Raw genomic sequence first — 19,703 nt, 5'->3', positions numbered from 1 at the left:
GCCTCGCGCCAGCGCGGCAGCGAACGCGCTCGTGCTGAATTCAAGCTAAGAGGAACGCAGCCGTGACCAATGCCGCCCAGATCAGCGGAAGGACGCCGCCTCTCTCGAACCCCTACCTGCTTCTCGTGCTGACCATGCTGTTCTGGGGTGGAAACTCGGTCGCGGGGAGATTGGCGGTCGGCGAGATTTCGCCGATCGCACTGACGTCACTGCGCTGGATCGTCGTCGGCACCGTGATGTTCGCCCTGTACCGGCGCCATTTGCGGGCATGTTGGCCGGAGCTTCGAGCGCACAAACCCTATCTCCTCGCCATGGGGATCATCGGTTTCACCGCCTATAATTCCCTCATCTATTGGGCCGCGCATTCGACCACGGCGCTCAACATCAACATCATCACGGCTGCCATGCCGGCGATGATCCTGATCGGTGCCCTCATGCTGTTCGGCCAGCCGGTGCGCCCGCTGCAATGGGCCGGGATGATCGTCTCAGTTCTCGGTGTCGCCGTCGTGGCGACGAAGGGCGAGCTTGCGACGCTCGGGCAGCTTGCCTTGAACACCGGCGACCTTCTCGTCCTGGTCGCGACCGCCTTCTACGCGACCTATTCCTTGCTGCTGCGCAAGCGTCCGCCGGTTCCAAGCATCGTCTTCTTCGCCGCGATCACCCCGGTCGCGGCGCTCTCTTCGCTTGCCCTACTCGGCGCCGAGGTGGCCTCTGGGCAATTCTCCCTGCCGACGATGAAGGGCTGGCTGGTGCTGGCCTATGTCGCGGTATTTCCGTCGCTGCTGGCGCAGATCTTCTTCATCCGCGCCGTCGAGATCATCGGCTCGGGGCGAGCGGGCATGTTCGCCAACCTCGTTCCGGTCTTCGGCTCCAGCCTCGCGATCGTCATCCTGGGCGAGGCCTTCGCCGCCTATCACGCCGCTGCGCTGCTGCTCGTGATCATGGGCATACTGATTGCGGAATATCGGCGCAGCGGCGGCAATTGAAGGTTCAACTCTCGGTCGGCTCATAGGGCGGGCGCGGGATCGCCATATGGGCGGCGCGCAAGGCGGCCGACCAGCGCTCGCGCAGGTCGTGGAAATAGGGCTCGCCCGCCTCGATCCGGCGGTTGAGCTCGGGAGCGGCGGCGTCGCGCCGAAGCACGATGATGTCGATCGGCAGGCCGACGCCGAGATTGGAGCGCATGGTCGAATCCATCGAGATCAGCCCGACCTTGAGCGCGTCGTAGAGATGGGTCTTGAAGGTGACGGCGCGGTCGAGGATCGGTTTGCCGTATTTGTGCTCGCCGATCTGGAGGAAGGGCGCGTCCATGCCGCATTCGATGAAGTTTCCGGCCGAGTAGACCATGAAGAGCCGCATCGGCTGGCCCTTGATCTGGCCGCCGAACAGCAGCGACATGTCGTATTTGACCCCGGCCTCGCGCAGCCCCTCGCCATCGGTCTCGCGCACGACGCGCACGGCGCGGCCGACGAGCTGCGCGGCGCGGAACATCGAGGGCGCGTTCTGCAGCGTTTCGGCCTCGCCGGTTTCGGGATTGGGGATGCCCTCATGCAGCAGGCTGACCACCGACTGGGTGAGGGAGAGATTGCCGGCGGTGGCGAGCGCCATGGTCCGCTCGCCCGGCCAGGAGAAGATGTGCAGCTTGCGGAAGGTCGAGATGTCGTCGAGCCCGGCATTGGTGCGGGTGTCGGCGATCATCACGAGCCCGTCCTGGACGAGGATGCCGGCGCAATAGGTCAAGGTCGAACTCCGCAACGCGCCGGGACGGCGTGCGAGGCTGGTATCAGGCGCTCATGACGGGGACAATGCGCTGGGCGTCACTGTCCCTGGAAGCGCGGCTTGGCCGCCTGGGCGCTGACCTCGACCAGGAGGCTCTCGCCCTGACCGCCGGTGCGGGCGCCGCGGACCGGGGCGGCATCGGCAAAGTCGAGCCCGGCGGCGACACGCACATGCGTGTCGATCGGGCAGAGCCCGTTGGCGGCATCGAAGCCGATCCAGCCATAATCGGGCAGATAGGCCTCTGCCCAGGCATGGGCGCCGTCGGCATGGGGCAGCGTGTCCGAGGCCGCGACATAGCCGGAGACATAGCGCGCCGGAGCGCCGAGCATGCGGGCGCAGGCCATGAAGACATGGGCTACATCCTGCGGGATGCCTTCGCCGGCCTCGACACAGGCCGCGGCGCCGATGCCGACATGGTCGGCGGTCGGTACGCAGCGGATCTCGGCGTGGATCGTCTCCATCAGCGCGTGCAGCTTGGTGAGGTCGCTGCCGTCGCGGCTGGCGGCCTTGTCGGCGAGCGCCCGTAGCGCTTCGCTGCCTTGCGTCAGGCGGGTGTCGCGCATGAACACGTCGGGCGGCACCTTCTCGGTCACACCGCGGACCACGCCGGCGAGGTCGACGGTCTCGACCAGCCCATTGATCTCGATCGTGTAGCCCTCGATCGCCCCTTCGGCCGAGAAGTCGTGGGTGATGTTGCCGAACGGATCCTGCCCGGCATGCAGGCGCCCGTCGATATCGGGCGCGATGCGCCACGACATGACGTGCTGGCCGTCATGGTCGCGCGGTGTCAGCCGCAGGACCTGCCTGAGCTGGCGCGCCGGCTCTGCATAGGAATAGGCGATGCTGTGGGAGATCCGGATCCGCATGCGGGGAGGAGTCCAAGTCCTGTTGGAGACTCTTACTGCAGGTATTGCTCGACGATGACGTTTCCGAGGCGGTTGTTCTCGGTGATGAAGTCCTCGATGAACTCGTGCAGCCCGCGCTGCAGAACCGCCTCGATCGGCGTGTTGGCAAGATGGGTCAATGTCTTGCGCGCCTGGCGCTGGGCCGGTCCGTGCCGGTTATAGGCGTCGCCGATCTGGTCGAGGAAGCGCGAGATGTTCTCGTAGCAGCTCGCCAGCGAGCGCGGCATGCGCCGATTGAGGATCAGGAGGTCGGCAATCAGGGTCGGTTTCACCGCCTGGCGGTAGACCCAGTGATAGGCGGTCAGCGCCGAGACCTCGCGCAGCATCGTGGTCCACTGGAAATAGTCGAGCGAGCCGCCGACCTGCTCGGTCTCGGGCAGCAGCACATGGTATTTCACGTCGAGGATGCGGGCGGTGTTGTCGGCTCGCTCGACATTCACGCCGAGCCGCGAGAACCAGTAGCCGTCGTCGCGCAGCATGGTCCGGTAGGCCGAGCCGTCGAAGGCGAGCGAGACGCTCTTCACCCAGTCGAGGAAGCGGGCGAACTCCTCGCGGTCCATGCGCTTGCGCTCGAAGCGCTGGAGTTCGAGCCAGGCGCCGTTGAGCGCGTCCCACATTTCCGAGGTCAGCGCCGTGCGCACGGCGCGGGCGTTGGAGCGGGCGAGGGCGAAGCAGTTGCGGATCGAGGTGGGGTTGTCCGGATTGAAACTGAGGAAATCGCAGACATTGCGCTCGTTCGCCTCGCCGTAGGCCTTGGCGAAGGTATCTTCGCAGCCGGCGGTGGCGACCGCGCTCTGCCATTCGGTGCCGGCGCCGCCATAGGCGGAGGGCAGGTTGGTCAGGCGGGTGGTGGCGTCGAGGATACGGGCGAGGTACTCGGCCCGCTCCACATAGCGCGAGACCCAGTAGAGGCTGTCGGCGGTACGGGAAAGCATGCTCAGGTCCGGGATTCCGGGGTGATGCGAACTAGGGCGAAAACGATCTTCGTCATGCGTCGAGCACCCAGGTGTCCTTGGTGCCGCCGCCCTGGCTGGAATTGACCACGAGCGAGCCTTCCTTGAGCGCGACGCGGGTCAGCCCGCCCGGCACGCAGGAGATGCCGTTGGCGCCGGAGAGGACATAAGGCCTGAGGTCGACATGGCGCGGCGCCACGCCCGAGGCGACGAAGGTCGGGCAGGTCGAGAGCGCCAGGGTCGGCTGGGCAATGAAGCCCTCGGGCTGCGCCTTCAGCTTCTTGCGGAAGGTCTCGATCTGCTGCTTGCTGGCATGCGGGCCGACCAGCATGCCGTAGCCGCCGGAGCCGTTGACCTCCTTGACGACGAGCTTTTCTAGATTGTCGAGCACATAGGCATTGGCCTCGCGCTCGCGGCAGCGATAGGTCGGCACGTTCTTCAGGATCGGCTCCTCGCCGGTGAAGAATTTCACGATCTCCGGCATGTAGCTGTAGACCGCCTTGTCGTCGGAGACGCCGGTGCCGACCGCGTTGGCCAGCGTGACGTTGCCGGCCTTGTAGGCGCCGATGATGCCGGGCACGCCGAGCACGGAATCGCTGCGGAAGACCAGCGGATCGATGAAGTCGTCGTCGATGCGCCGGTAGATCACGTCGACGCGCTTGGGACCCTGCGTCGTGCGCATGTAGACGACGTCGTCCTTGACCAGGAGGTCCGAGCCCTCGACCAGCTCGACGCCGAGCTTGTCGGCCAGGAAGGAGTGTTCGTAGAAGGCCGAATTGTACTGGCCAGGCGTCAGCAGGCAGATCGTCGGATCGGAGGAGGCCGTGCGCGGCGCGACCGAGCGCAGCGTCGCCAGCAACTGGTCGGGATAATTGTCGACCGGCGCGACGCGATGGGTGGCGAACAGCTCCGGGAAAAGCCGGAGCATCACCTCGCGGTTCTCCATCATGTAGGAGACGCCCGACGGCGTGCGCGCATTGTCCTCGAGCACATAGAAGGTGTCGGCGTCGACGCGGACGATGTCGATGCCGGCGATGTGGCAGTAGATGCCGTGCGGCACCTGGAAATCGACCATCTGCAGCTGGTAGCAGGCGTTGCGATAGACCAGGTCCGGCGGGATGATCCCGGCCTTCAGGCACTCCTTCGGCCCGTAGACATCGGCCAGGAACATGTTGAGCGCGGTGACGCGCTGGCGCAGGCCCTTCTCCAGCTTGGTCCATTCCGGCTTGGTCAGTACGCGCGGGATGATGTCGAAGGGGATCAGGCGCTCGGTCGATTCCTCGTCGCCATAGACGGCGAAGGTGATGCCGATCCGGCGAAAGAACAGCTCCGCCTGCGAACGGCGCAGCGCCAGCATCTCGGGCGGCGCCTCCTTCAGCCAGCGATCCAGTTCGCCATAGGCCGCCCGCAGGCCGCCTTCCCCCCCAGTCATCTCGTCGAATGCGACCATGCAGCCGTCTTCCCCTGTTTCGGCTAGCCTATGCGCATTCGCTCCAGTTGGGGAAGGGGTCTGTTGCCAGCGCTTTGAGAGGCCTTTGCCGCTTTCTTGGGCAGAGCGCGAGGGCTTGATCGGGACATGCTCGGCGGAGAAAGCCGCCGAGGCCCTTGCAGACTCCGGTGCCGTGTAGTCGTTGTCGGCCATGCGGATTCTCTCCCTGGTCGCTCATCCTCGCGGGTCCAGTTTTTGCCATGCGCTCTCGGCGCGGGTTCGGAGCGCGCTGTCCGAGGCCGGCCACGATGTCCTCCATCACGATCTCTACGCCGAGGGGTTCGATCCCTGTCTGAAGGCGGAAGAGGCCTATACCGTCGGCGATACGTTCGAAGCGGTCCTGTTCCGCGCGGAAGATCCGATTATTCGACAGCATCGATCCGACATCGCAACTGCCGACGGCCTGCTCGTCGTGCATCCGAACTGGTGGGGAAAGCCGCCTGCGATCTTGTCGGGCTGGATGGATCGGGTGCTGGTTCCGGGCGTGGCCTATCGCCTGCGAACGGCGGACGGCCTGCCGGAGGGGCTGCTGGCGCTCAGGACCGCACTCATCCTGAACACCTCCGATACACCCGCGCTGCGCGAAGAAGCGGAGTTGGGTGATCCGCTCGAACTGATCTGGGGGCGTTGCGTGCTGCCCTATTGTGGCGTGAAAGCTTATCAGCGGCATGTCTTCAGGCCGGTTGTCGGTAGCGCGGACGGCGAACGAGCAGGCTGGCTTGCTGAGGCTGAAAGCCTCGGCAAGGCGGTGTTCGCCCCGGATCGATAGCGGCCGAGTTCAGCCGGGGAACGTGGCCGCGGCGCCGATTGCGGCCGTGATCAGGACCGCAAGGCTGGCTCCAGCCCGGCTCTCATCGATCTGGCCGCGCAGCAATTCGAGCGAGATCGCTTCGCCCGCGCCGAGGATGCCGATGCAGCGCAAGTGCAACTCGTCGGCTGTCAGATGGCTCGCATGCGGCGCGAAGGCGCTCTGCCAGATCCCGACATAGCGGGCGACGAGCTCGCGCTGAACGGTCTCCATCGCCTCGCTGCCCTTGAGCGCGGCCGAGAGCGCGTACCATTCGGTTCCGACCTCCAAAGCGCAATTCATATAGGCGGCTGCGATCGTCGCGGCGATGGCATCGAGCCGGCCGGCCGTCGCCTTTAGCGTCTCGACGAGAATCGTCGTCTGCCGGTCGTCGATGCGCCGGAAAAGCGCGACCATCAGCGCTTCGCGGGTGCCGAAATGGTCGTAGGCGACCGGCTTGGTGACGCCGGCGCGCTCGGCGACGCGGGCGAGGGTCAGCGCTTCGGTACCTTCATCGCGGACCATCTCCTGGGCGCAGTCCAGCAGCTGCTCGCGGCGTTCCTGTTTCGGCAGCTTGCGGGGCGAGGCGATGGCGAAGGTCGGTGACATGGCGATTCAAGAATCCTGGCGAAGGCTCGCTTGACAAGAGGGAAATCGAATTCCTACTTAAAGTAAGTTACTTTTGGTAGAAATTCCAGCGCCCACGCGACTGGCTCGTGACGGAGACCATCTGATGTCCAGCATAAAGCACCCCGTCCTCATCATCGGCGGCTCTGGCGTCGTCGGCGTGCAGGCGGCCGCAGCGATCCGGCGCCTGCATCCTGGCTTGCCGGTCACGATCGCCGGCCGCGATCTTGCGAAGGCGCAGGTCGTAGCGGAGAAGCTGGGCGTCGAAGCGCTCGCTGCCGACCTGTCGAAGCCTGATCTCGGCTTGCCCGAAGCCGCGCGCTTCAGCGCCGTCATCGTCTTCGTCAAGGACGATTGGAGTAACGCGCTGCGCTTCGCCCAGCGCCATGGCATCCCGCACCTCAGCGTCTCCAGCGGCGCCTTCGAGATTGGCATCGAGACCGCCCGGTTCATCCGTGAGCCGCAGGCGGCGCCGATCGTCCTGGCCAGCCAATGGCTCGCCGGTGCGGCGCTGTTCCCGGTGCTGGAGCAGGCTAAGGCCTTCCGCTCGATCGACCGGATCCATGTCGGCGTGCTGCTCGACGAAGAGGACATGGGCGGGCAGGCGGCGCTGGCCGACTATGAGCGCATCACCCAGGCTGGCACCGCGACGCTGACGCTCAAGGATGGCCGCTTCGCCTGGATTTCGGGCGAGGAGGCCAAGGCGCGCTATCGCAGCGTCGACGGCGTCGAATTGCCGGCCATGGCCTACGGCCCGCTCGATGTGCTCAGCCTGGCGACCGCGATCGATGCGAAGAACATCCGCTTCGATCTCGCCTTCGACATCTCGGCCAGCCGCCGCAGCGGCGAGCCGTTCTCGACCGAGAGCGTGATCGCAATCGAGGGCGTGCTGCACTCGGGCGAACGCGCAAAACGCAGTCTCGAGGTCGTGCATCCGCAAGGGCAGGCGCCGCTGACGGCGCTCGGCGTCGCGCTCGCGACCGAACGCGCGCTCGGGCTTTCCGGCGGCGAGGCGCTGAAGCCCGGCCTCTACTTTCCCGACGGGATCATCGATCCCGCCTACTATGTCGCCCGGATGAAAGAGTTCGGCGCGGTCTTCACGGAGAAGACCCGGGGCTGAGTCCATGCCCGGTCCCGCGCTGGGCCGCGGGAGTGGGGGACGGGCTTCATCACTGTGCGCGGCCGAGCCTTCGCTATGGCTGCGCGACGAACTCGGAGACTTGTTCTCGGCAGAAGTCGAGATAGGCGCGTACGGCGCTCGAAGGGAAGCAGTGCGCCGGGTAGAGCAGATTGATCTCTTGCTCCGGCATCGGATGGCCCGGCAGGAGTGCGCGAAGCCCGCCTATGCGCAGCGCTTCGGTGGCGAGGAACGGCGGAAGCTGGGTGACGAATTCTCCGGCCAGCGCCCGATTGCGCAGATGCAGGTAGTCGTTCGTCGTCAGAAGCGGAAAAGGCTCAACCCGCTCGTCGCCGAGTCGCCAGATCGTATGGGCGTCGGTATCGCGGCCCCAGCTTGCGCATGGGAGCCGACCGAGTTCCTCCCAGGTGCGGGCTTTATAGCGGTATCTCCCCCATGAGTTCGGCCCTGCCGGACAGCCAGCAGCGCTCGTCCTCGCGCTCGACCGTGATCTGCGACGGCCGCCCCATGGCCTCGCCCTGCCTGACGAGGACGCGATGCTGCGACGTCAGGCCGAGGTCCCAGGCGCTCCAGGCCAGGGCCGCTGCCGCGATGCCGGTCGCGGCATCCTCGGGATAGCCGGAGGAGCGCGGGAACTGCCGGGCCGAGAAGACGCCGGCATCCGCATCGACCGGCGCGAACGGATACAGTCCGGTCGAGCCTATCGCATCGCAGAGCGCTTCGATCCGGGCGAAGTCAGGCCGAAGACCGTTCAGGGTTTCCAGCGAGCGCAGCGGTACGAGCGTCTTGACGCGGCTGGTCGCGGCATTGAGCACCGGGTAGTCCAACAGGTCGGAAGGCGTCAGGCCGAGCACGTCGAACACGGCGGCAGGATCGTCGACGTCGGAGGAGCGACCCCGAGGCTGGCTCACGCTCGCCTGCCCACCCTCGACACGAGCCTGAACTGGCCCCGACAAAGTCGCGATCGACACAGTGGGCTTCGGCAATTCGCCGAGATGGTCGAGCAGCCAGATCGTGCCAAGCGTGGCGTGGCCGCACATCTCCATCTCATGGTTCGGTACGAAGAAGCGGAACTGGTAGTCGCAGCCGTCGCGGCCGGGCAGGACGAAGGCGCTCTCATGGCCATGCCGGCCTGCGATTTGGCGCATCGCCTCGCCATTGAGTTGGCGGGCGTCGACGACGATGGGCGCCGGATTGCCGCCGCCGGGTCCGTTGCCGAACACGTTGACGGTGAAGACCTGTTCGTCATAGCGCCGGGTGGAGTTACGAGCAGTTGTCATGCCCCGAGCTTGCCGGCCGGCGTGGCATCCCGCGCGTCCCAACGGGCCATATCGCGCGACCCGGCGGGCCACAGGCTCCATGAGCCCCGTATATTTCTCTGAATGTGCTAGGCTGACGTCGCATGCTTCGATCCTTCGAGCACATCCGGCATTCGGCGCCGCCATCGCATCTTCTCGATGCGAGCGAGCAACGTGCCGTCGTGACCGGGGGCGGCCCGCAGTATCGGACGCAGTGGCATTGGCACGACTGTGCGATGATCCTGGTGCCTACGCGCGGCACGATCGCCTTCAGGGACGAGACGCGCCGGTCGGTGACCTGGCTCAGCGAGGATCGCTTCATCGTCGTGCCGAAGATGCAGGCGCACGAGTCGCAGGCGCTCCGCCAGTCGAGCAATCACGTCGCGCTCTATCTGACGGAAGCGGCGCTCGCGCAGCTTGCGACGTCGCATCCGCTCGAGCGCCGGATCAGCAAGCCGTCGCTGTTTGCCGCGACGCCGTTGATGCGGACACTGCTGCGCCTGTGCTGCGCCGACACTGCCGAAGCCGCGCCCAAGGCTGCACAGGATCATCTGGCTGCGGCCCTGCTCATCGCGACACTGACCCGCATCGAGCAGGGTGAAGCGCTTTCAGGCGCAAGCCGCGATGACCATGGCAGCGCCCTGGTCGCCGAGATGCGCGCGGCCCTGGGCGAGCGTCTGGGCGAAGACCTTCCGCTCGATGAGCTCGCCAATGCATTTGGCCTGTCGCGACGGCAGGCGACGCGGCTGTTCCGGCAGTTCACCGGCATGTCGATCGGCGACTACCGCAACGATCAGCGCATCGAAGCCGCCCGCCGCCTGCTGGCCGACACGACCCTGCCGGTCGGCGAGATCGCCTGGCGCACCGGTTTCGACTCGGGCTCGGCGCTGGCGCGGGCGATGCGCCGGACCCTGGGCGAGTCGCCGGGCGCGCTGCGGGCCGAGCTCAGATCAACCCCAGACCCTTGAAGCTGGCATGGCCGTCGCGGCCGACGATGATGTGGTCGTGGATGGCGATGCCCAGCGGCTTGGCGATGTCGACCAGCTCGCGGGTCATGCGCATGTCGGCGCCGGACGGGGTCGGGTCGCCGGACGGGTGGTTGTGAACCAGGATCAAGGCGGTCGCCGAGAGCTCCAGCGCCCGGCGCATCACCTCGCGCGGGTAGACCGGGGTGTGGTCGACCGTGCCGGTCTGCTGCACCTCGTCGGCGATCAGCGCGTTCTTCTTGTCGAGGAACAGGATGCGGAACTGCTCGCGCTCGGCAAAGGCCATGGCGAGGCGGCAATAGTCGATCACGGAGGACCAGGAGGAGAGCACCGGCTTCTTGGCGACCTGGCCCTTCATGGTGCGTTTCAGCGCCGCCTCGACGATCTTGAGGTCGAGCGCGACGCTCTCACCGACGCCCTTGACCTCCCTGAGGCGCGAGACCGGCGCACCGATCACCTCGGCGAAGGAGCCGAAATGCTGGATCAGCTGCTTGGCAAGCGGTTTGACGTCGCGCTGCGGGATCGAGCGGAAGAGCAGCAGTTCGAGCAGCTCGTAATCGGGCAGGGCAGCGTCGCCCGCATCGAGGAAGCGTTGGCGCAGGCGGTCGCGATGGCCAAGATGATGCGGCGGGGCCTCGTCCGGGGCGGCGGCAATCGGAGCTGACTTGCCGCTGCCGCCGTTCTTCATGGGCGCGGCGCGAGCGGGTTGTCGAGGCCGGCGGGCGAGAGCGTGAAGATCTCGCAGCCGGTGTCGGTCACGCCGACCGTGTGTTCGAACTGGGCCGAGAGCGAGCGGTCGCGCGTCACCGCCGTCCAGCCGTCGGAGAGCACCTTCACGCTCGCCTTGCCGAGATTGATCATCGGCTCGATGGTGAAGAGCATGCCGGGCTTGAGCTCGACGCCTTCGCCGGGGCTGCCGTAGTGGAGGATGTTCGGCGCGTCGTGGAAGACCTGGCCGAGGCCGTGGCCGCAGAAATCGCGTACCACCGAGCAGCGCTCGCCCTCGGCATAGCGCTGGATGGCGAAGCCGATATCGCCGGTGGTCGCTCCGGGGCGCACGACGCGGATGCCGCGCAGCAGGCTCTCATAGGTGATCTCGACCAGCCGCTCGGCTTTGCGCGGGATGTCGCCGACCGCGAACATCCGGCTGGAATCGCCGTGCCAGCCATCGACGATCAGCGTGTAGTCGATGTTGACGACGTCACCCTCGCGCATCGGCTTGTCGTCGGGGATGCCGTGGCAGACGACGTGGTTGATCGAGGTGCAGATCGACTTGGTGTAGCCGCGATAGAACAGGGTCGCCGGATAGGCGCCGTTGTCCATCGCGAACTGGAAGGCGAGATCGTCGAGGCGCTGCGTGGTGACGCCGGGCTTGACCTCGCTGGCGAGCATGTCGAGGCCGCGCGCCGTCAGCTGCCCGGCCTTGCGCATCGCCGCGAAAGCTTCGGGTCCATGCAGCTTGATGGCGGGATCGCGCCGCCCGCGCGAGATCGATTCGTTCAAGGTCATTCCGTAGGGCCGCTCCTAGACCTCCTTATCTATTGGGTTTGAAGGGCTGCGCAAGCGCCGCCGGGCTCAGGGCGCACGGATGAGGAATTTGCGGACCTCAGCAATGGTCGCCTTCGGATTTTCCTCCATGATCCAGTGCCCGGAATCTGGGACGATGCCTTCGCTGACATCGGTCGCGGCAAAGCGCATCACCACTGCCATGGTCGGCCCGAACGACTTCTCGCCGCCCAGCGCGAGTACCGGCATCGCAAGCTTGCCCTGCTGCGCGAGGAAAGCCTTGTTGTCGATTGCGTCCTGGTCGAAGGCCGCGAATTGGGCAAAGCCGGAATGCATCGCGCCCGGTCTGGCGTAGAGCGCGGCGTAATGCTGGCGTGCCGCCTCGCTGAAGCGGCTGGGCGTCGCGGAAAACTCGTTCCAGAAGCGGTCGAGATAGATGCGTTCGCGCCCGGCGACCAAGCGCTCCATGTCCGGCCCGCCGAAGCGGAAGTGCCAGAGCAGCGGGTTCTTGAGGATTTCTTCCCAGGGGCCGACACCGGGGACCGGCGCGTCAATCAGGACAAAGCGGGAGACGCGATCCCGATACTGGGCGGCAAGGGCGAAGCCGACCATGTTGCCGATGTCATGGGTCACGAGGTCAGCCTTGGCAATGCCGAGCTTGTCGAGGACGCCAGCGATGTCGTGCGCCTGGTTCTTCTTGTCGAAGCCGCCCGAGGGCTGGGCCGAGAGCCCCATGCCGCGCAGATCGGGCACGACCACGGTGCGTTCACGAGCGAGGTCGGCTGCCATCGGCGCCCACATGTCACCCGTCTCGCCATAGCCGTGCAGCAGCACGACCGCTGGCCCGCTTCCGCCGATGCGGACGTGCAGAGTCGTGCCGTTGGTGGCGATCTCCTGCGTCTTGAAGTCCGCAGGGAACGGCTCGACCTGGGCCTGCGCCGGCAGCGCCAGACCGAGAGCCACGACCAGGGCGGAGGCGAATCTGAGCATGATGGACTCCAATGCCGCGGGCTCTCGCGGTGCGATGCGAGTGGGTCCCATCAGCGCGCCAGAATCTCGCAGGATGCAAGCTTGGTCGTCGTTCGTGCCTGCCCACTGTCATCCGGCTGGCGCGAAAGGCCGGCGAGGTGTACAGCGCGCCGATGGCACTTAATGAGATCAGACCGGCCGAGGAGCAGCCCTTCGGCACCTTCGCGCCGCAGGGGTTCATCGCCCGCATCATCGGCTGGACGCGTGGCGCTTCCGGCTCCTTCCTCGGCCGCAAGGTCGCCTTCGCGCTGCGCCGCCTCGGGCTCAACCGGCTCAAGGGCCAGCCCGTCGACATCGAGGCGCTCGGCGCCCAGATGCGGCTCTATCCGGAGGGCAATGTCTGCGAGAAGCGGGTGCTGTTCACGCCGCAATATTTCGACGCCCGGGAGCGCGAGCTCTTGGCCTCGCGCATTCGTGACGGATTCAGCTTCATCGATGTCGGCGCCAATATCGGCGCCTATTCGCTGTTCGTCGCGGCGCGGGCCGGGCGGGGCGCGCGTATCCTCGCGGTCGAGCCGCAGCCCGACATCTTCGCACGGCTGACCTACAACATCGCCCAGAACCCGTTCGGCACGGTCAAGGCGATCGCCTGCGCGCTGGCCGACAAGCCGGGCGAGCTGACGCTTTTTCTCGATCCCGCCAACAAGGGCGAATCGAGCGTGCGCATCCTGCGCTCCAGCAACGCGAACTCGGTCAGGGTGCCGGCGACGACCCTGCTCGCGCTGGTACAGAGCGAGGGCTATGAGCGGATCGATGCGATCAAGCTCGATGTCGAAGGCGCCGAGGACCTGATCCTCGAACCCTTCCTGCGCGATGCGCCCGAAGCGCTCTGGCCCGGCTTCGTCATCGTCGAGGATTCGCGCGGCCGTTGGCAGGCGGACCTGCCGGCCCTGCTGGAGAGCAAGGGCTACAAGCTGGTCGCCCAGACCCGGCTCAATCTCGTCTACGAGCGCAAGAGCACTTGAGACCCGCGCCTGACACGCCCGCCGCGCGCGCATGGCGGCCCCGACCGGCGCGCCGCTTGAGCAATCGCGCGCAAGCGGCTTAGCTCGCTCGCAGATCGGGGCGAACGAGAACAGCAGGAACAAGCCCATGACGGCAGCGCCAGCGCCCGCCTTCCAACCCGTGGTCACCGCCGCGATCCTGGTGATCGGCGACGAGATCCTCTCCGGCCGGACCAAGGACAAGAACATCGGCTACATCGCCGAGTACCTGACCAATATCGGCATCGAACTGCGCGAGGTCCGGGTCGTGCCGGACCTGACCGACGAGATCGTCTCGGCGCTCAACGCGCTGCGCGCGCGCTACACCTATGTCTTCACCACCGGCGGCATCGGCCCGACCCATGACGACATCACGGCGGATGCGGTCGCCACCGCCTTCGGCGTGCCGATCGACTACGACCAGCGTGCCGTCGACATGCTGCTGGAGCGCTTCCCCAAGGACCAGCTCAACGAGGCCAGGATGCGGATGGCGCGCATTCCGGCTGGCGCCGACCTGATCGCCAATTCGGTGTCGAAGGCGCCTGGCTTCAGAATCGGCAATGTCCATGTCATGGCCGGCGTGCCTGCGATCATGCAGGCCATGCTCGACGTCGTCGGGCCGACGCTCAGGACCGGCGCCAAGATTCTGTCAGAGACGGTGCAGGCAGGCCTGCGCGAGGGCGATATCGGCACGCCGCTGGCCGAGATCGCGAAAGCCCATCCCGACTGCTCGATCGGCTCCTACCCGTTCTGGTCCGAGACCGGGCCTGACACCAACGTCGTCATCCGCTCGCGCGATTCGCAGAAACTGGCGCTGGCGACGGCGGCGGTGAAGGCGATGGTCGAAGCGGAGCGGGCGCGATTGCAGAGATAGAGCTGGTCTGGACCCGACCAGTTCGCCGGCGTTGACGAGCCGCGCCGCGTCAGTGCGTCGGCATTCATGACAGGGGCAGGCGCTGCGCGATGGATTCCGGTGCCCGATTCCGCAAGCAACCGGCCCCGGCGGCGGATGACACTCTATGGTTGTATCAACCTGGAGTTTCGCCTCGATGGGTCTTCTTGCCGATCGGCCCCAGGTTGATCGCGCGGCGGGGCGATGATCTCCTATCATCGGCCGCGACTTGTCTATTTTATCTCATTTTACACGGATATATGTCTTCTAAGTAATTCTTGAAACGACATCGTTGTGTTTTTTATCTTCTTTGCTTGTCAAAAATCGCTGGTTTCTGCGTCATTCGTGTGCGAATGAGTATTCGATTCTTGGCTTCGCGCTGGCTGATGGGTCTAGTCGTACGTCAAAGGTATTATTCGGCTTGATAATTTAGCATTATCAGTCCGTAAACGAATTAATTGCACTCTTGACCTATTAAAAATGGGGGCAAGGGGCATGCGGCTCAATCCTTTCGGGAGCGGCGCCTCGCGCCGCGATCTCGCGGCTGAAATTGCGGCGCTGAACCGTTCGACGGCGGTGATCAGCTTTGCGCTCGACGGCACGATCCTCGATGCCAACGAGAATTTCCTGAAGGCGATGGGCTATACGCTCGATCAGGTGCGCGGGCGCCATCACAGCATCTTCGTCACCAAGGAAGAGGCCGCGAGCGCCGAGTACAAGGCGTTCTGGGCGCGGCTCGCGCGCGGCGAATACGAGGCGCGTCAGTTCCTGCGCGTCGCCGCGGATGGCAGCGAGCTCTGGATCGAGGCGAGCTACAATCCGGTGCTCAATTCCAGCGGCAAGCCGGTCAAGGTGATCAAGTTCGCGACTGTCATCACCGAGCAGAAGAACCACGAAGCCGACATGGCCGGACAGGTCTCGGCGATCCGCAAGGCGATGGCGGTGATCGAGTTCACGCTCGACGGCCATATCCTCGACGCCAACGAGAACTTCCTCGCCGTCACCGGCTATTCGCTCGGCGAGATCAAGGGCAAGCATCACTCGATGTTCTGCGACGCGGCCTATCGCAGCTCGCCGGAATACCGCGTCTTCTGGGAGAAGCTCGGCCGCGGCGAATACGATTCCGGCCAGTACCAGCGCTTCGGCAAGGGCGGCCGCGAGGTCTGGATCCAGGCGAGCTACAACCCGATCATGGACGCCAAGGGCCGGCCGACCAAGGTGGTGAAATATGCCACCGACATCACCGAGCAGAAGGCGGCGCGCCAGCTCGCCAAGGCGGTCGGCGAGGCGCAGGCCGTCATCGGCCAGGCCAAGGACAAGGACCTGACGACTCGGATCGACATGGCCGGCAAGGAGGGTGAGGTCGCCATCCTGTGTGGCGGCATCAACGAATTGATCGAGACCATGGCCGAGGTGATCGGCGCCGTCGGCGTGATCTCGGGCAAGGTCGGGGCCGCGGCCGACAAGATGGCGAGCGAAAGCATCGAGCTCGCCGAGCGCGCCGAGTCCCAGGCTGCGAGCCTGCAGGAGACGGCGGCGACGACCGAGGAGCTTGCCGCCTCGATCAAGACCAGCGCCGGCAATTCACGCCAGGCGGCGGCGCTCGGCGACGAGGCCAAGACGGTCGCCTCGCGCGGCGGGGCGATCGTCACCGACGCGGTCGCGGCGATGGGCCGGATCGAGCAGGCCTCCACCTCGATCGCCGACATCATCTCGATGATCGACGAGATCTCGTTCCAGACCAATCTGCTGGCGCTCAACGCCGCGGTCGAGGCGGCGCGGGCCGGCGATGCCGGGCGGGGCTTTGCGGTCGTCGCCTCGGAGGTCCGGGCGCTCGCCGGCCGCTCCAGCGAATCGGCCAACGGCATCAAGTCGCTGATCGCCAATTCGAGCGAGCAGGTCCGTTCCGGCGTCCAATTGGTCAAGGATGCCGGCCGCACGCTCGACGAGATCGTCGATGCGGCCAACCGGGTCGCCGGCACCATCGCCGAGATCTCGAGCGCGGCGACCGAGCAGGCCAATGGCGTCGAGGAAATGGCCAAGACCGTCGCCCATATGGACGAGATCACCCAGCGCAACTCGCTGATGGCCGACGCCAGCTCGAAGCTGTCGCGCGACCTGCAGGGCGAGACGCAGGCGCTGGCCGCGCTGGTCGGTGCCTTCCGGCTCGGCGGCAGCGACCAGCCGGCGCGACTGGCGGCCGATCTGCGCGCGGTCCTGCCGATGATGACGAGGGCGACAGCCGCACCTGCCAGACCCATGCCGCTCCCGCGCGCCAGGGTGGCCAATGGTGGCCGGGGCGACGACGGCTGGGCCGAGTTCTAGGGGCTGGCGGGGGAGCCGCGCCGGGGATTGTGTCTCCAAGGCTCTTGCCAGCGTCGTCCGGATGCGCTTTGCGGAAAGGCTCTTTCTTAAGCCCGCTGCAGGACCAGCCATGGCCGACGCTTCCGCCAACAAGGCCTTCCCCGTTTCCTGGGACCAGTTCCACCGCGACGCCCGGGCGCTCGCCTGGCGTCTTTCCGATGCCGGTCCGTTCGAGGCGATGGTCTGCATCACCCGCGGCGGCCTGGTGCCGGCGGCGATCATCTGCCGCGAGCTCGGGCTGCGCATGATCGAGACGGTCTGCGTCGCGAGCTATCACGACTACAAGAACCAGTCCGAGCTTCGGGTGATGAAGGAGATCGCTCCTTCGATCCGCGCTATCGGCGATGGCAAGGGCAAGGGCGTGCTCGTCGTCGACGACCTGACCGACACCGGCAAGACCGCCCGCGTCGTGCGCGAGATGCTGCCGAACGCCCATTTCGCCACGGTCTACGCCAAGCCGGCCGGTGTGCCGGTGGTCGACACCTTCGTCACCGAGGTCAGCCAGGACACCTGGATCTATTTCCCCTGGGACATGGGCCTGTCCTATGTCGAGCCGATCGCCAAGGACCATAAGGGCTGAGCGTCAGGCTCAGGCGTTGCTCGGCGCTTTCAGGGCCACCAGCATGCCGGTGACGGAGAGCGCCATGCCGGCGATCTCCAGCGTCGAAGCCTGCTCGCCGAGCAGGATCGCGCCCGCCAGCGCCGTGATCACCGGCACCAGCGGGAGGAACAGCGCCGCCCGGCCGGCGCCGAGAATGGCGACGGCCTGGGTGTAGAGGAAGAGCGCGCCGGCGCCGACCATCACGCCCTGATAGAAGGCCTGCAGCGCGACCGCCGCCAGCGGCACCTGCAGCAGGTGGATCGGCTGGACCAGCGCGAGCAGCGGCAGGAGCGGCAGCGAGAGCAGGCAGGTCGCCATGGTGACCTCGACCGCGTCCGCGCCCCAGCGCCGGGCGAGCAGGCCGAATGTCGACCAGAGCAGGGCGATCAGCACGAAGAGCAGGTCGCCGATCCAGGCGCCTTCCCGCGTCGGGGTGTTCGCCATCGCCTCGAAGGAGAAGACCGCGATCCCGGCGACGATGATCGCCAGCCCGATCACCCTGAGCGGGCTGATGCGGTCGCCGAGCACGAGGACCGCGAGCAGCGCGGTCGCGACCGGGATCAGCCCGGGCGTGATCACCGAGGAGTGCAGGGCCGGCGCGAAATGGGCGCCGCCGACCAGGAGCAGGCTGTAGAGCGGGCCGACCAATGCGGTCAGGATCAGTGCCCGCTTCCAGCCGAGCTTGCCGACCGGGAAGGGCTTCAGCCGCTTCAGCGCGAAGGGCAGCAGCACCAGCGAGGCAGCGAGGAAACGCAATATGGTGACGTCGCCGGCCGAGAGCCCGTCCGCCACCGATTGCCGCGAGACCACCGCCTGCACGCCCCAGATCAGCGAGGCGAGGATGCCGCAGGCAAAGCCGATGGCGAGGCGAGGGGAGGCGGGCGCGGCTGGGGACACTGGCTCTGGGCCTTGCGGGGGCAGGGCGGCTTATGGGGGCAAGGGGAGGTGCCGGCAAGGGTGGCCGCGGCAGGAGGCTCTACGTCGGACGCATGGGCGAGGAACGGGATGAAGGGCGCGGGGAACCCTCTCCTGTAAGGAGAGGGTAGGGTGAGGTGTAGGCCGTTCGACCAGTTCCGCGAGCGCTCACGGCGCGGTTGGGTCCAGGCCAACGTTTTCAGCCCGAACACCTCACCCCTGCCCCTCTCCTTCCAGGAGAGGGGTTCTGCGTCGAGATCCTCTCACCCCACCGCCGCCACCAGCCGCTCCAGGAAGCCGTCGATCGCGGCCTTGTCGATCCAGCGCAGCACCGCGACGAGCTCGTGCTCGGGGTCGATCCAGATCAGGTTGTTGCCGGCGCCCTGGGCGCTGAAGGCGCTCGCCGGCAGCTTGGGATTGGCCGCGGCGCCGCGGTTCAGCCACCAGAGGAAGCCGTAATTCGGCAGGGTCGGCGAGGGCACGACCGACTGCGCCAGCCAGGCGGACGGGATCAGCTCGCGCCCCGCCCAGACGCCGTTCTGCGCGATCAACTGGCCGAAGCGGGCATGGTCGCGGGCGCTGATGAAGAGGCCGCCGCCCCAATGGCCGCCGCCGGGGACCGACTGCATGCGCTGCCCGTCGATCTCGAGCCATGAGGTCTCGTAGCCCTCCCAGCGCCAGCCCTGCGAGGCGCCGATCGGGTTCATGATGCGCTCGCGCAGCACCTGCGGCAGCGGCTTGCGGAAACGGCGCAGCAGCGCGTAGCCGAGCGCGTTGACCCGGACGTCGTTGTATTCGTAGAGGCTGCCGGGCTCGCGCAGCTCGCGGCGCTGGCCTTTGCGGCTGTTGTCGGCGCCGATGCCGATCTGCCTGAAGTGGTCGACCTGGTCGGATTTTCCAAAAATCTCCCCCTGCCATTCGCTGTTCATGTTGAGCAGATGGCGCCAGGTGATCTTCGCATTGTGCGGGCTGGCGAAATGCGGGCCGTCGACGCTCCGGCCCACCGGCTCGTCGATATCGGCGATCAGCCCATCGGCGACGGCGAGGCCCGCCAGCGCCGAGAGATAGCTCTTGGCGATCGAGAAGGTCATGTCGGCACGCTCGACATCGCCCCATTCGGCGACGACCTTGCCGCCCTGGAGCACGACGCCGGCCGGCCCGCCGCGCGGCTCGACCGGCCCGACGATCTCGGTCCAGGGACCCTTCTCGTCCCATTCGCGATTCCCGACATAGGCGCCGTCCGGATAGAACATGCTGCGCGGCCAGGGGGAATCATGCGCCTGCGCGAAGTCGACGGCGGCCTGGAGACGGGTGGGGGAGAGGGAGTTTGGCAAGGCGGGGACTCGGGCAGGGGAGGACAACACTGGTCTAGCATTGCTGCTGGAAGGCGTCTTTGCCCGCTCGCGCAAACTGTATGGCGCGATCGGAATGGGTCCCATCGCCGAAAGGGC

General features: G+C 66.5%; 19 protein-coding genes and 1 pseudogene. 8 read left to right on the top strand and 12 right to left on the bottom strand.

All coding sequences use genetic code 11. The annotated features are described in order from the left end of the window. The first annotated feature begins 62 nt into the window (after positions 1-62). Positions 63-986, top strand: coding sequence for a DMT family transporter (locus AC3WLC_RS28295; RefSeq protein WP_493687226.1), 924 nt, complete (start codon positions 63-65; stop codon positions 984-986). Between the two features lie 4 nt (positions 987-990). On the opposite strand, the gene AC3WLC_RS28290 is transcribed toward AC3WLC_RS28295, so the two are convergent. The 4 genes from AC3WLC_RS28290 to AC3WLC_RS28275 form a co-directional block, all read right to left on the bottom strand. Then, on the bottom strand, positions 991-1,740 hold the full coding sequence (locus AC3WLC_RS28290) for a proteasome-type protease (protein WP_493687225.1): 750 nt from the start codon (positions 1,738-1,740) through the stop codon (positions 991-993). Between the two features lie 77 nt (positions 1,741-1,817). Then, complete coding sequence (locus tag AC3WLC_RS28285; RefSeq protein WP_493687224.1) at positions 1,818-2,645, bottom strand: transglutaminase family protein; 828 nt, start codon at positions 2,643-2,645, stop codon at positions 1,818-1,820. A gap of 32 nt (positions 2,646-2,677) precedes the next feature. Then, positions 2,678-3,619, bottom strand: a complete 942-nt coding sequence (locus AC3WLC_RS28280) for an alpha-E domain-containing protein (protein ID WP_493687223.1) — start codon at positions 3,617-3,619, stop codon at positions 2,678-2,680. Positions 3,620-3,671: 52 nt separating this feature from the next. Next, entirely contained in the window at positions 3,672-5,087 is a 1,416-nt protein-coding gene (locus AC3WLC_RS28275) for a circularly permuted type 2 ATP-grasp protein (protein WP_493687222.1), read from the bottom strand. A 190-nt stretch (positions 5,088-5,277) separates the two neighbouring features. Between AC3WLC_RS28275 and AC3WLC_RS28270 the strand changes: the two genes are divergently transcribed. Continuing rightward, the gene (locus tag AC3WLC_RS28270) at positions 5,278-5,895 is read left to right on the top strand and encodes an NAD(P)H-dependent oxidoreductase (protein WP_493687221.1); all 618 of its coding nucleotides are present in this window, start codon (positions 5,278-5,280) and stop codon (positions 5,893-5,895) included. A 9-nt stretch (positions 5,896-5,904) separates the two neighbouring features. Here AC3WLC_RS28270 and AC3WLC_RS28265 read toward each other — a convergent pair whose 3' ends face one another. Further along, entirely contained in the window at positions 5,905-6,522 is a 618-nt protein-coding gene (locus tag AC3WLC_RS28265) for a TetR/AcrR family transcriptional regulator (RefSeq protein WP_493687220.1), read from the bottom strand. Between the two features lie 124 nt (positions 6,523-6,646). On the opposite strand from AC3WLC_RS28265, the gene AC3WLC_RS28260 reads away from it, so the two are divergent. Next, on the top strand, positions 6,647-7,660 hold the full coding sequence (locus AC3WLC_RS28260; RefSeq protein WP_493687219.1) for an SDR family oxidoreductase: 1,014 nt from the start codon (positions 6,647-6,649) through the stop codon (positions 7,658-7,660). Between the two features lie 73 nt (positions 7,661-7,733). Here AC3WLC_RS28260 and AC3WLC_RS28255 read toward each other — a convergent pair. Both AC3WLC_RS28255 and AC3WLC_RS28250 read right to left on the bottom strand, forming a co-directional pair. Further along, positions 7,734-8,084: pseudogene (locus AC3WLC_RS28255) on the bottom strand (LysR substrate-binding domain-containing protein); the annotation flags it as partial. Positions 8,085-8,094: 10 nt separating this feature from the next. Further along, the gene (locus tag AC3WLC_RS28250; protein ID WP_493687218.1) at positions 8,095-8,958 is read right to left on the bottom strand and encodes a PhzF family phenazine biosynthesis protein; all 864 of its coding nucleotides are present in this window, start codon (positions 8,956-8,958) and stop codon (positions 8,095-8,097) included. 311 nt (positions 8,959-9,269) lie between these two features. On the opposite strand from AC3WLC_RS28250, the gene AC3WLC_RS28245 reads away from it, so the two are divergent. Next, complete coding sequence (locus AC3WLC_RS28245; RefSeq protein WP_493687217.1) at positions 9,270-9,944, top strand: helix-turn-helix domain-containing protein; 675 nt, start codon at positions 9,270-9,272, stop codon at positions 9,942-9,944. Here AC3WLC_RS28245 and radC read toward each other — a convergent pair. The 3 genes from radC to AC3WLC_RS28230 all read right to left on the bottom strand — a co-directional run bounded on the left by radC (position 9,922) and on the right by AC3WLC_RS28230 (position 12,458). Continuing rightward, a complete protein-coding gene (radC, locus tag AC3WLC_RS28240; RefSeq protein WP_493687216.1) occupies positions 9,922-10,650 on the bottom strand; it encodes a RadC family protein in 729 nt (242 codons plus the stop codon). The genes AC3WLC_RS28245 and radC overlap by 23 nt on opposite strands. Continuing rightward, on the bottom strand, positions 10,647-11,471 hold the full coding sequence (gene map, locus AC3WLC_RS28235; RefSeq protein WP_493687215.1) for a type I methionyl aminopeptidase: 825 nt from the start codon (positions 11,469-11,471) through the stop codon (positions 10,647-10,649). Before map ends, radC begins: the two co-directional genes overlap by 4 nt. A 66-nt stretch (positions 11,472-11,537) precedes the next feature. Further along, complete coding sequence (locus AC3WLC_RS28230; protein ID WP_493687214.1) at positions 11,538-12,458, bottom strand: alpha/beta fold hydrolase; 921 nt, start codon at positions 12,456-12,458, stop codon at positions 11,538-11,540. Between the two features lie 152 nt (positions 12,459-12,610). Between AC3WLC_RS28230 and AC3WLC_RS28225 the strand changes: the two genes are divergently transcribed. The 4 genes from AC3WLC_RS28225 (at position 12,611) to gpt (ending at position 17,316) form a co-directional block, all read left to right on the top strand. Next, positions 12,611-13,462 (top strand): FkbM family methyltransferase, encoded by an 852-nt coding sequence (locus AC3WLC_RS28225; RefSeq protein WP_493687213.1) that lies wholly within the window; start codon positions 12,611-12,613, stop codon positions 13,460-13,462. 127 nt (positions 13,463-13,589) lie between these two features. Further along, positions 13,590-14,354 (top strand): competence/damage-inducible protein A, encoded by a 765-nt coding sequence (locus AC3WLC_RS28220; RefSeq protein ID WP_493687212.1) that lies wholly within the window; start codon positions 13,590-13,592, stop codon positions 14,352-14,354. A gap of 513 nt (positions 14,355-14,867) precedes the next feature. Continuing rightward, positions 14,868-16,697, top strand: a complete 1,830-nt coding sequence (locus AC3WLC_RS28215; protein ID WP_493687211.1) for a methyl-accepting chemotaxis protein — start codon at positions 14,868-14,870, stop codon at positions 16,695-16,697. Positions 16,698-16,806: 109 nt separating this feature from the next. Further along, positions 16,807-17,316, top strand: coding sequence for a xanthine phosphoribosyltransferase (gene gpt, locus AC3WLC_RS28210; protein WP_346358177.1), 510 nt, complete (start codon positions 16,807-16,809; stop codon positions 17,314-17,316). 9 nt (positions 17,317-17,325) lie between these two features. Here the strand turns inward: gpt and AC3WLC_RS28205 are convergent, their stop codons facing one another. After that, entirely contained in the window at positions 17,326-18,234 is a 909-nt protein-coding gene (locus AC3WLC_RS28205; RefSeq protein WP_493687210.1) for a DMT family transporter, read from the bottom strand. A 281-nt stretch (positions 18,235-18,515) separates the two neighbouring features. Continuing rightward, positions 18,516-19,586 carry a serine hydrolase domain-containing protein gene (locus AC3WLC_RS28200; RefSeq protein ID WP_493687209.1) on the bottom strand — a complete coding sequence of 357 codons (1,071 nt, stop codon included), beginning with the start codon at positions 19,584-19,586 and terminating at the stop codon, positions 18,516-18,518. Between the last annotated feature and the right edge of the window lie 117 nt (positions 19,587-19,703).

The organism is Allobosea sp. GW821-FHT03A12 (assembly GCF_058986765.1).
This window is presented reverse-complemented; position numbering and strand designations above follow the sequence as displayed.

Coding starts and splice junctions, on each gene's coding strand:
- AC3WLC_RS28215 (WP_493687211.1), top strand. CDS start 14,868: ATGCGGCTCAATCCTTTCGGGAGCGGCGCCTCGCGCCGCGATCTCGCG.
- AC3WLC_RS28250 (WP_493687218.1), bottom strand. CDS start 8,958: ATGACAACTGCTCGTAACTCCACCCGGCGCTATGACGAACAGGTCTTC.
- AC3WLC_RS28275 (WP_493687222.1), bottom strand. CDS start 5,087: ATGGTCGCATTCGACGAGATGACTGGGGGGGAAGGCGGCCTGCGGGCG.
- AC3WLC_RS28265 (WP_493687220.1), bottom strand. CDS start 6,522: ATGTCACCGACCTTCGCCATCGCCTCGCCCCGCAAGCTGCCGAAACAG.
- AC3WLC_RS28270 (WP_493687221.1), top strand. CDS start 5,278: ATGCGGATTCTCTCCCTGGTCGCTCATCCTCGCGGGTCCAGTTTTTGC.
- radC (WP_493687216.1), bottom strand. CDS start 10,650: ATGAAGAACGGCGGCAGCGGCAAGTCAGCTCCGATTGCCGCCGCCCCG.
- gpt (WP_346358177.1), top strand. CDS start 16,807: ATGGCCGACGCTTCCGCCAACAAGGCCTTCCCCGTTTCCTGGGACCAG.
- AC3WLC_RS28230 (WP_493687214.1), bottom strand. CDS start 12,458: ATGCTCAGATTCGCCTCCGCCCTGGTCGTGGCTCTCGGTCTGGCGCTG.
- map (WP_493687215.1), bottom strand. CDS start 11,471: ATGACCTTGAACGAATCGATCTCGCGCGGGCGGCGCGATCCCGCCATC.
- AC3WLC_RS28285 (WP_493687224.1), bottom strand. CDS start 2,645: ATGCGGATCCGGATCTCCCACAGCATCGCCTATTCCTATGCAGAGCCG.
- AC3WLC_RS28280 (WP_493687223.1), bottom strand. CDS start 3,619: ATGCTTTCCCGTACCGCCGACAGCCTCTACTGGGTCTCGCGCTATGTG.
- AC3WLC_RS28260 (WP_493687219.1), top strand. CDS start 6,647: ATGTCCAGCATAAAGCACCCCGTCCTCATCATCGGCGGCTCTGGCGTC.
- AC3WLC_RS28220 (WP_493687212.1), top strand. CDS start 13,590: ATGACGGCAGCGCCAGCGCCCGCCTTCCAACCCGTGGTCACCGCCGCG.
- AC3WLC_RS28225 (WP_493687213.1), top strand. CDS start 12,611: ATGGCACTTAATGAGATCAGACCGGCCGAGGAGCAGCCCTTCGGCACC.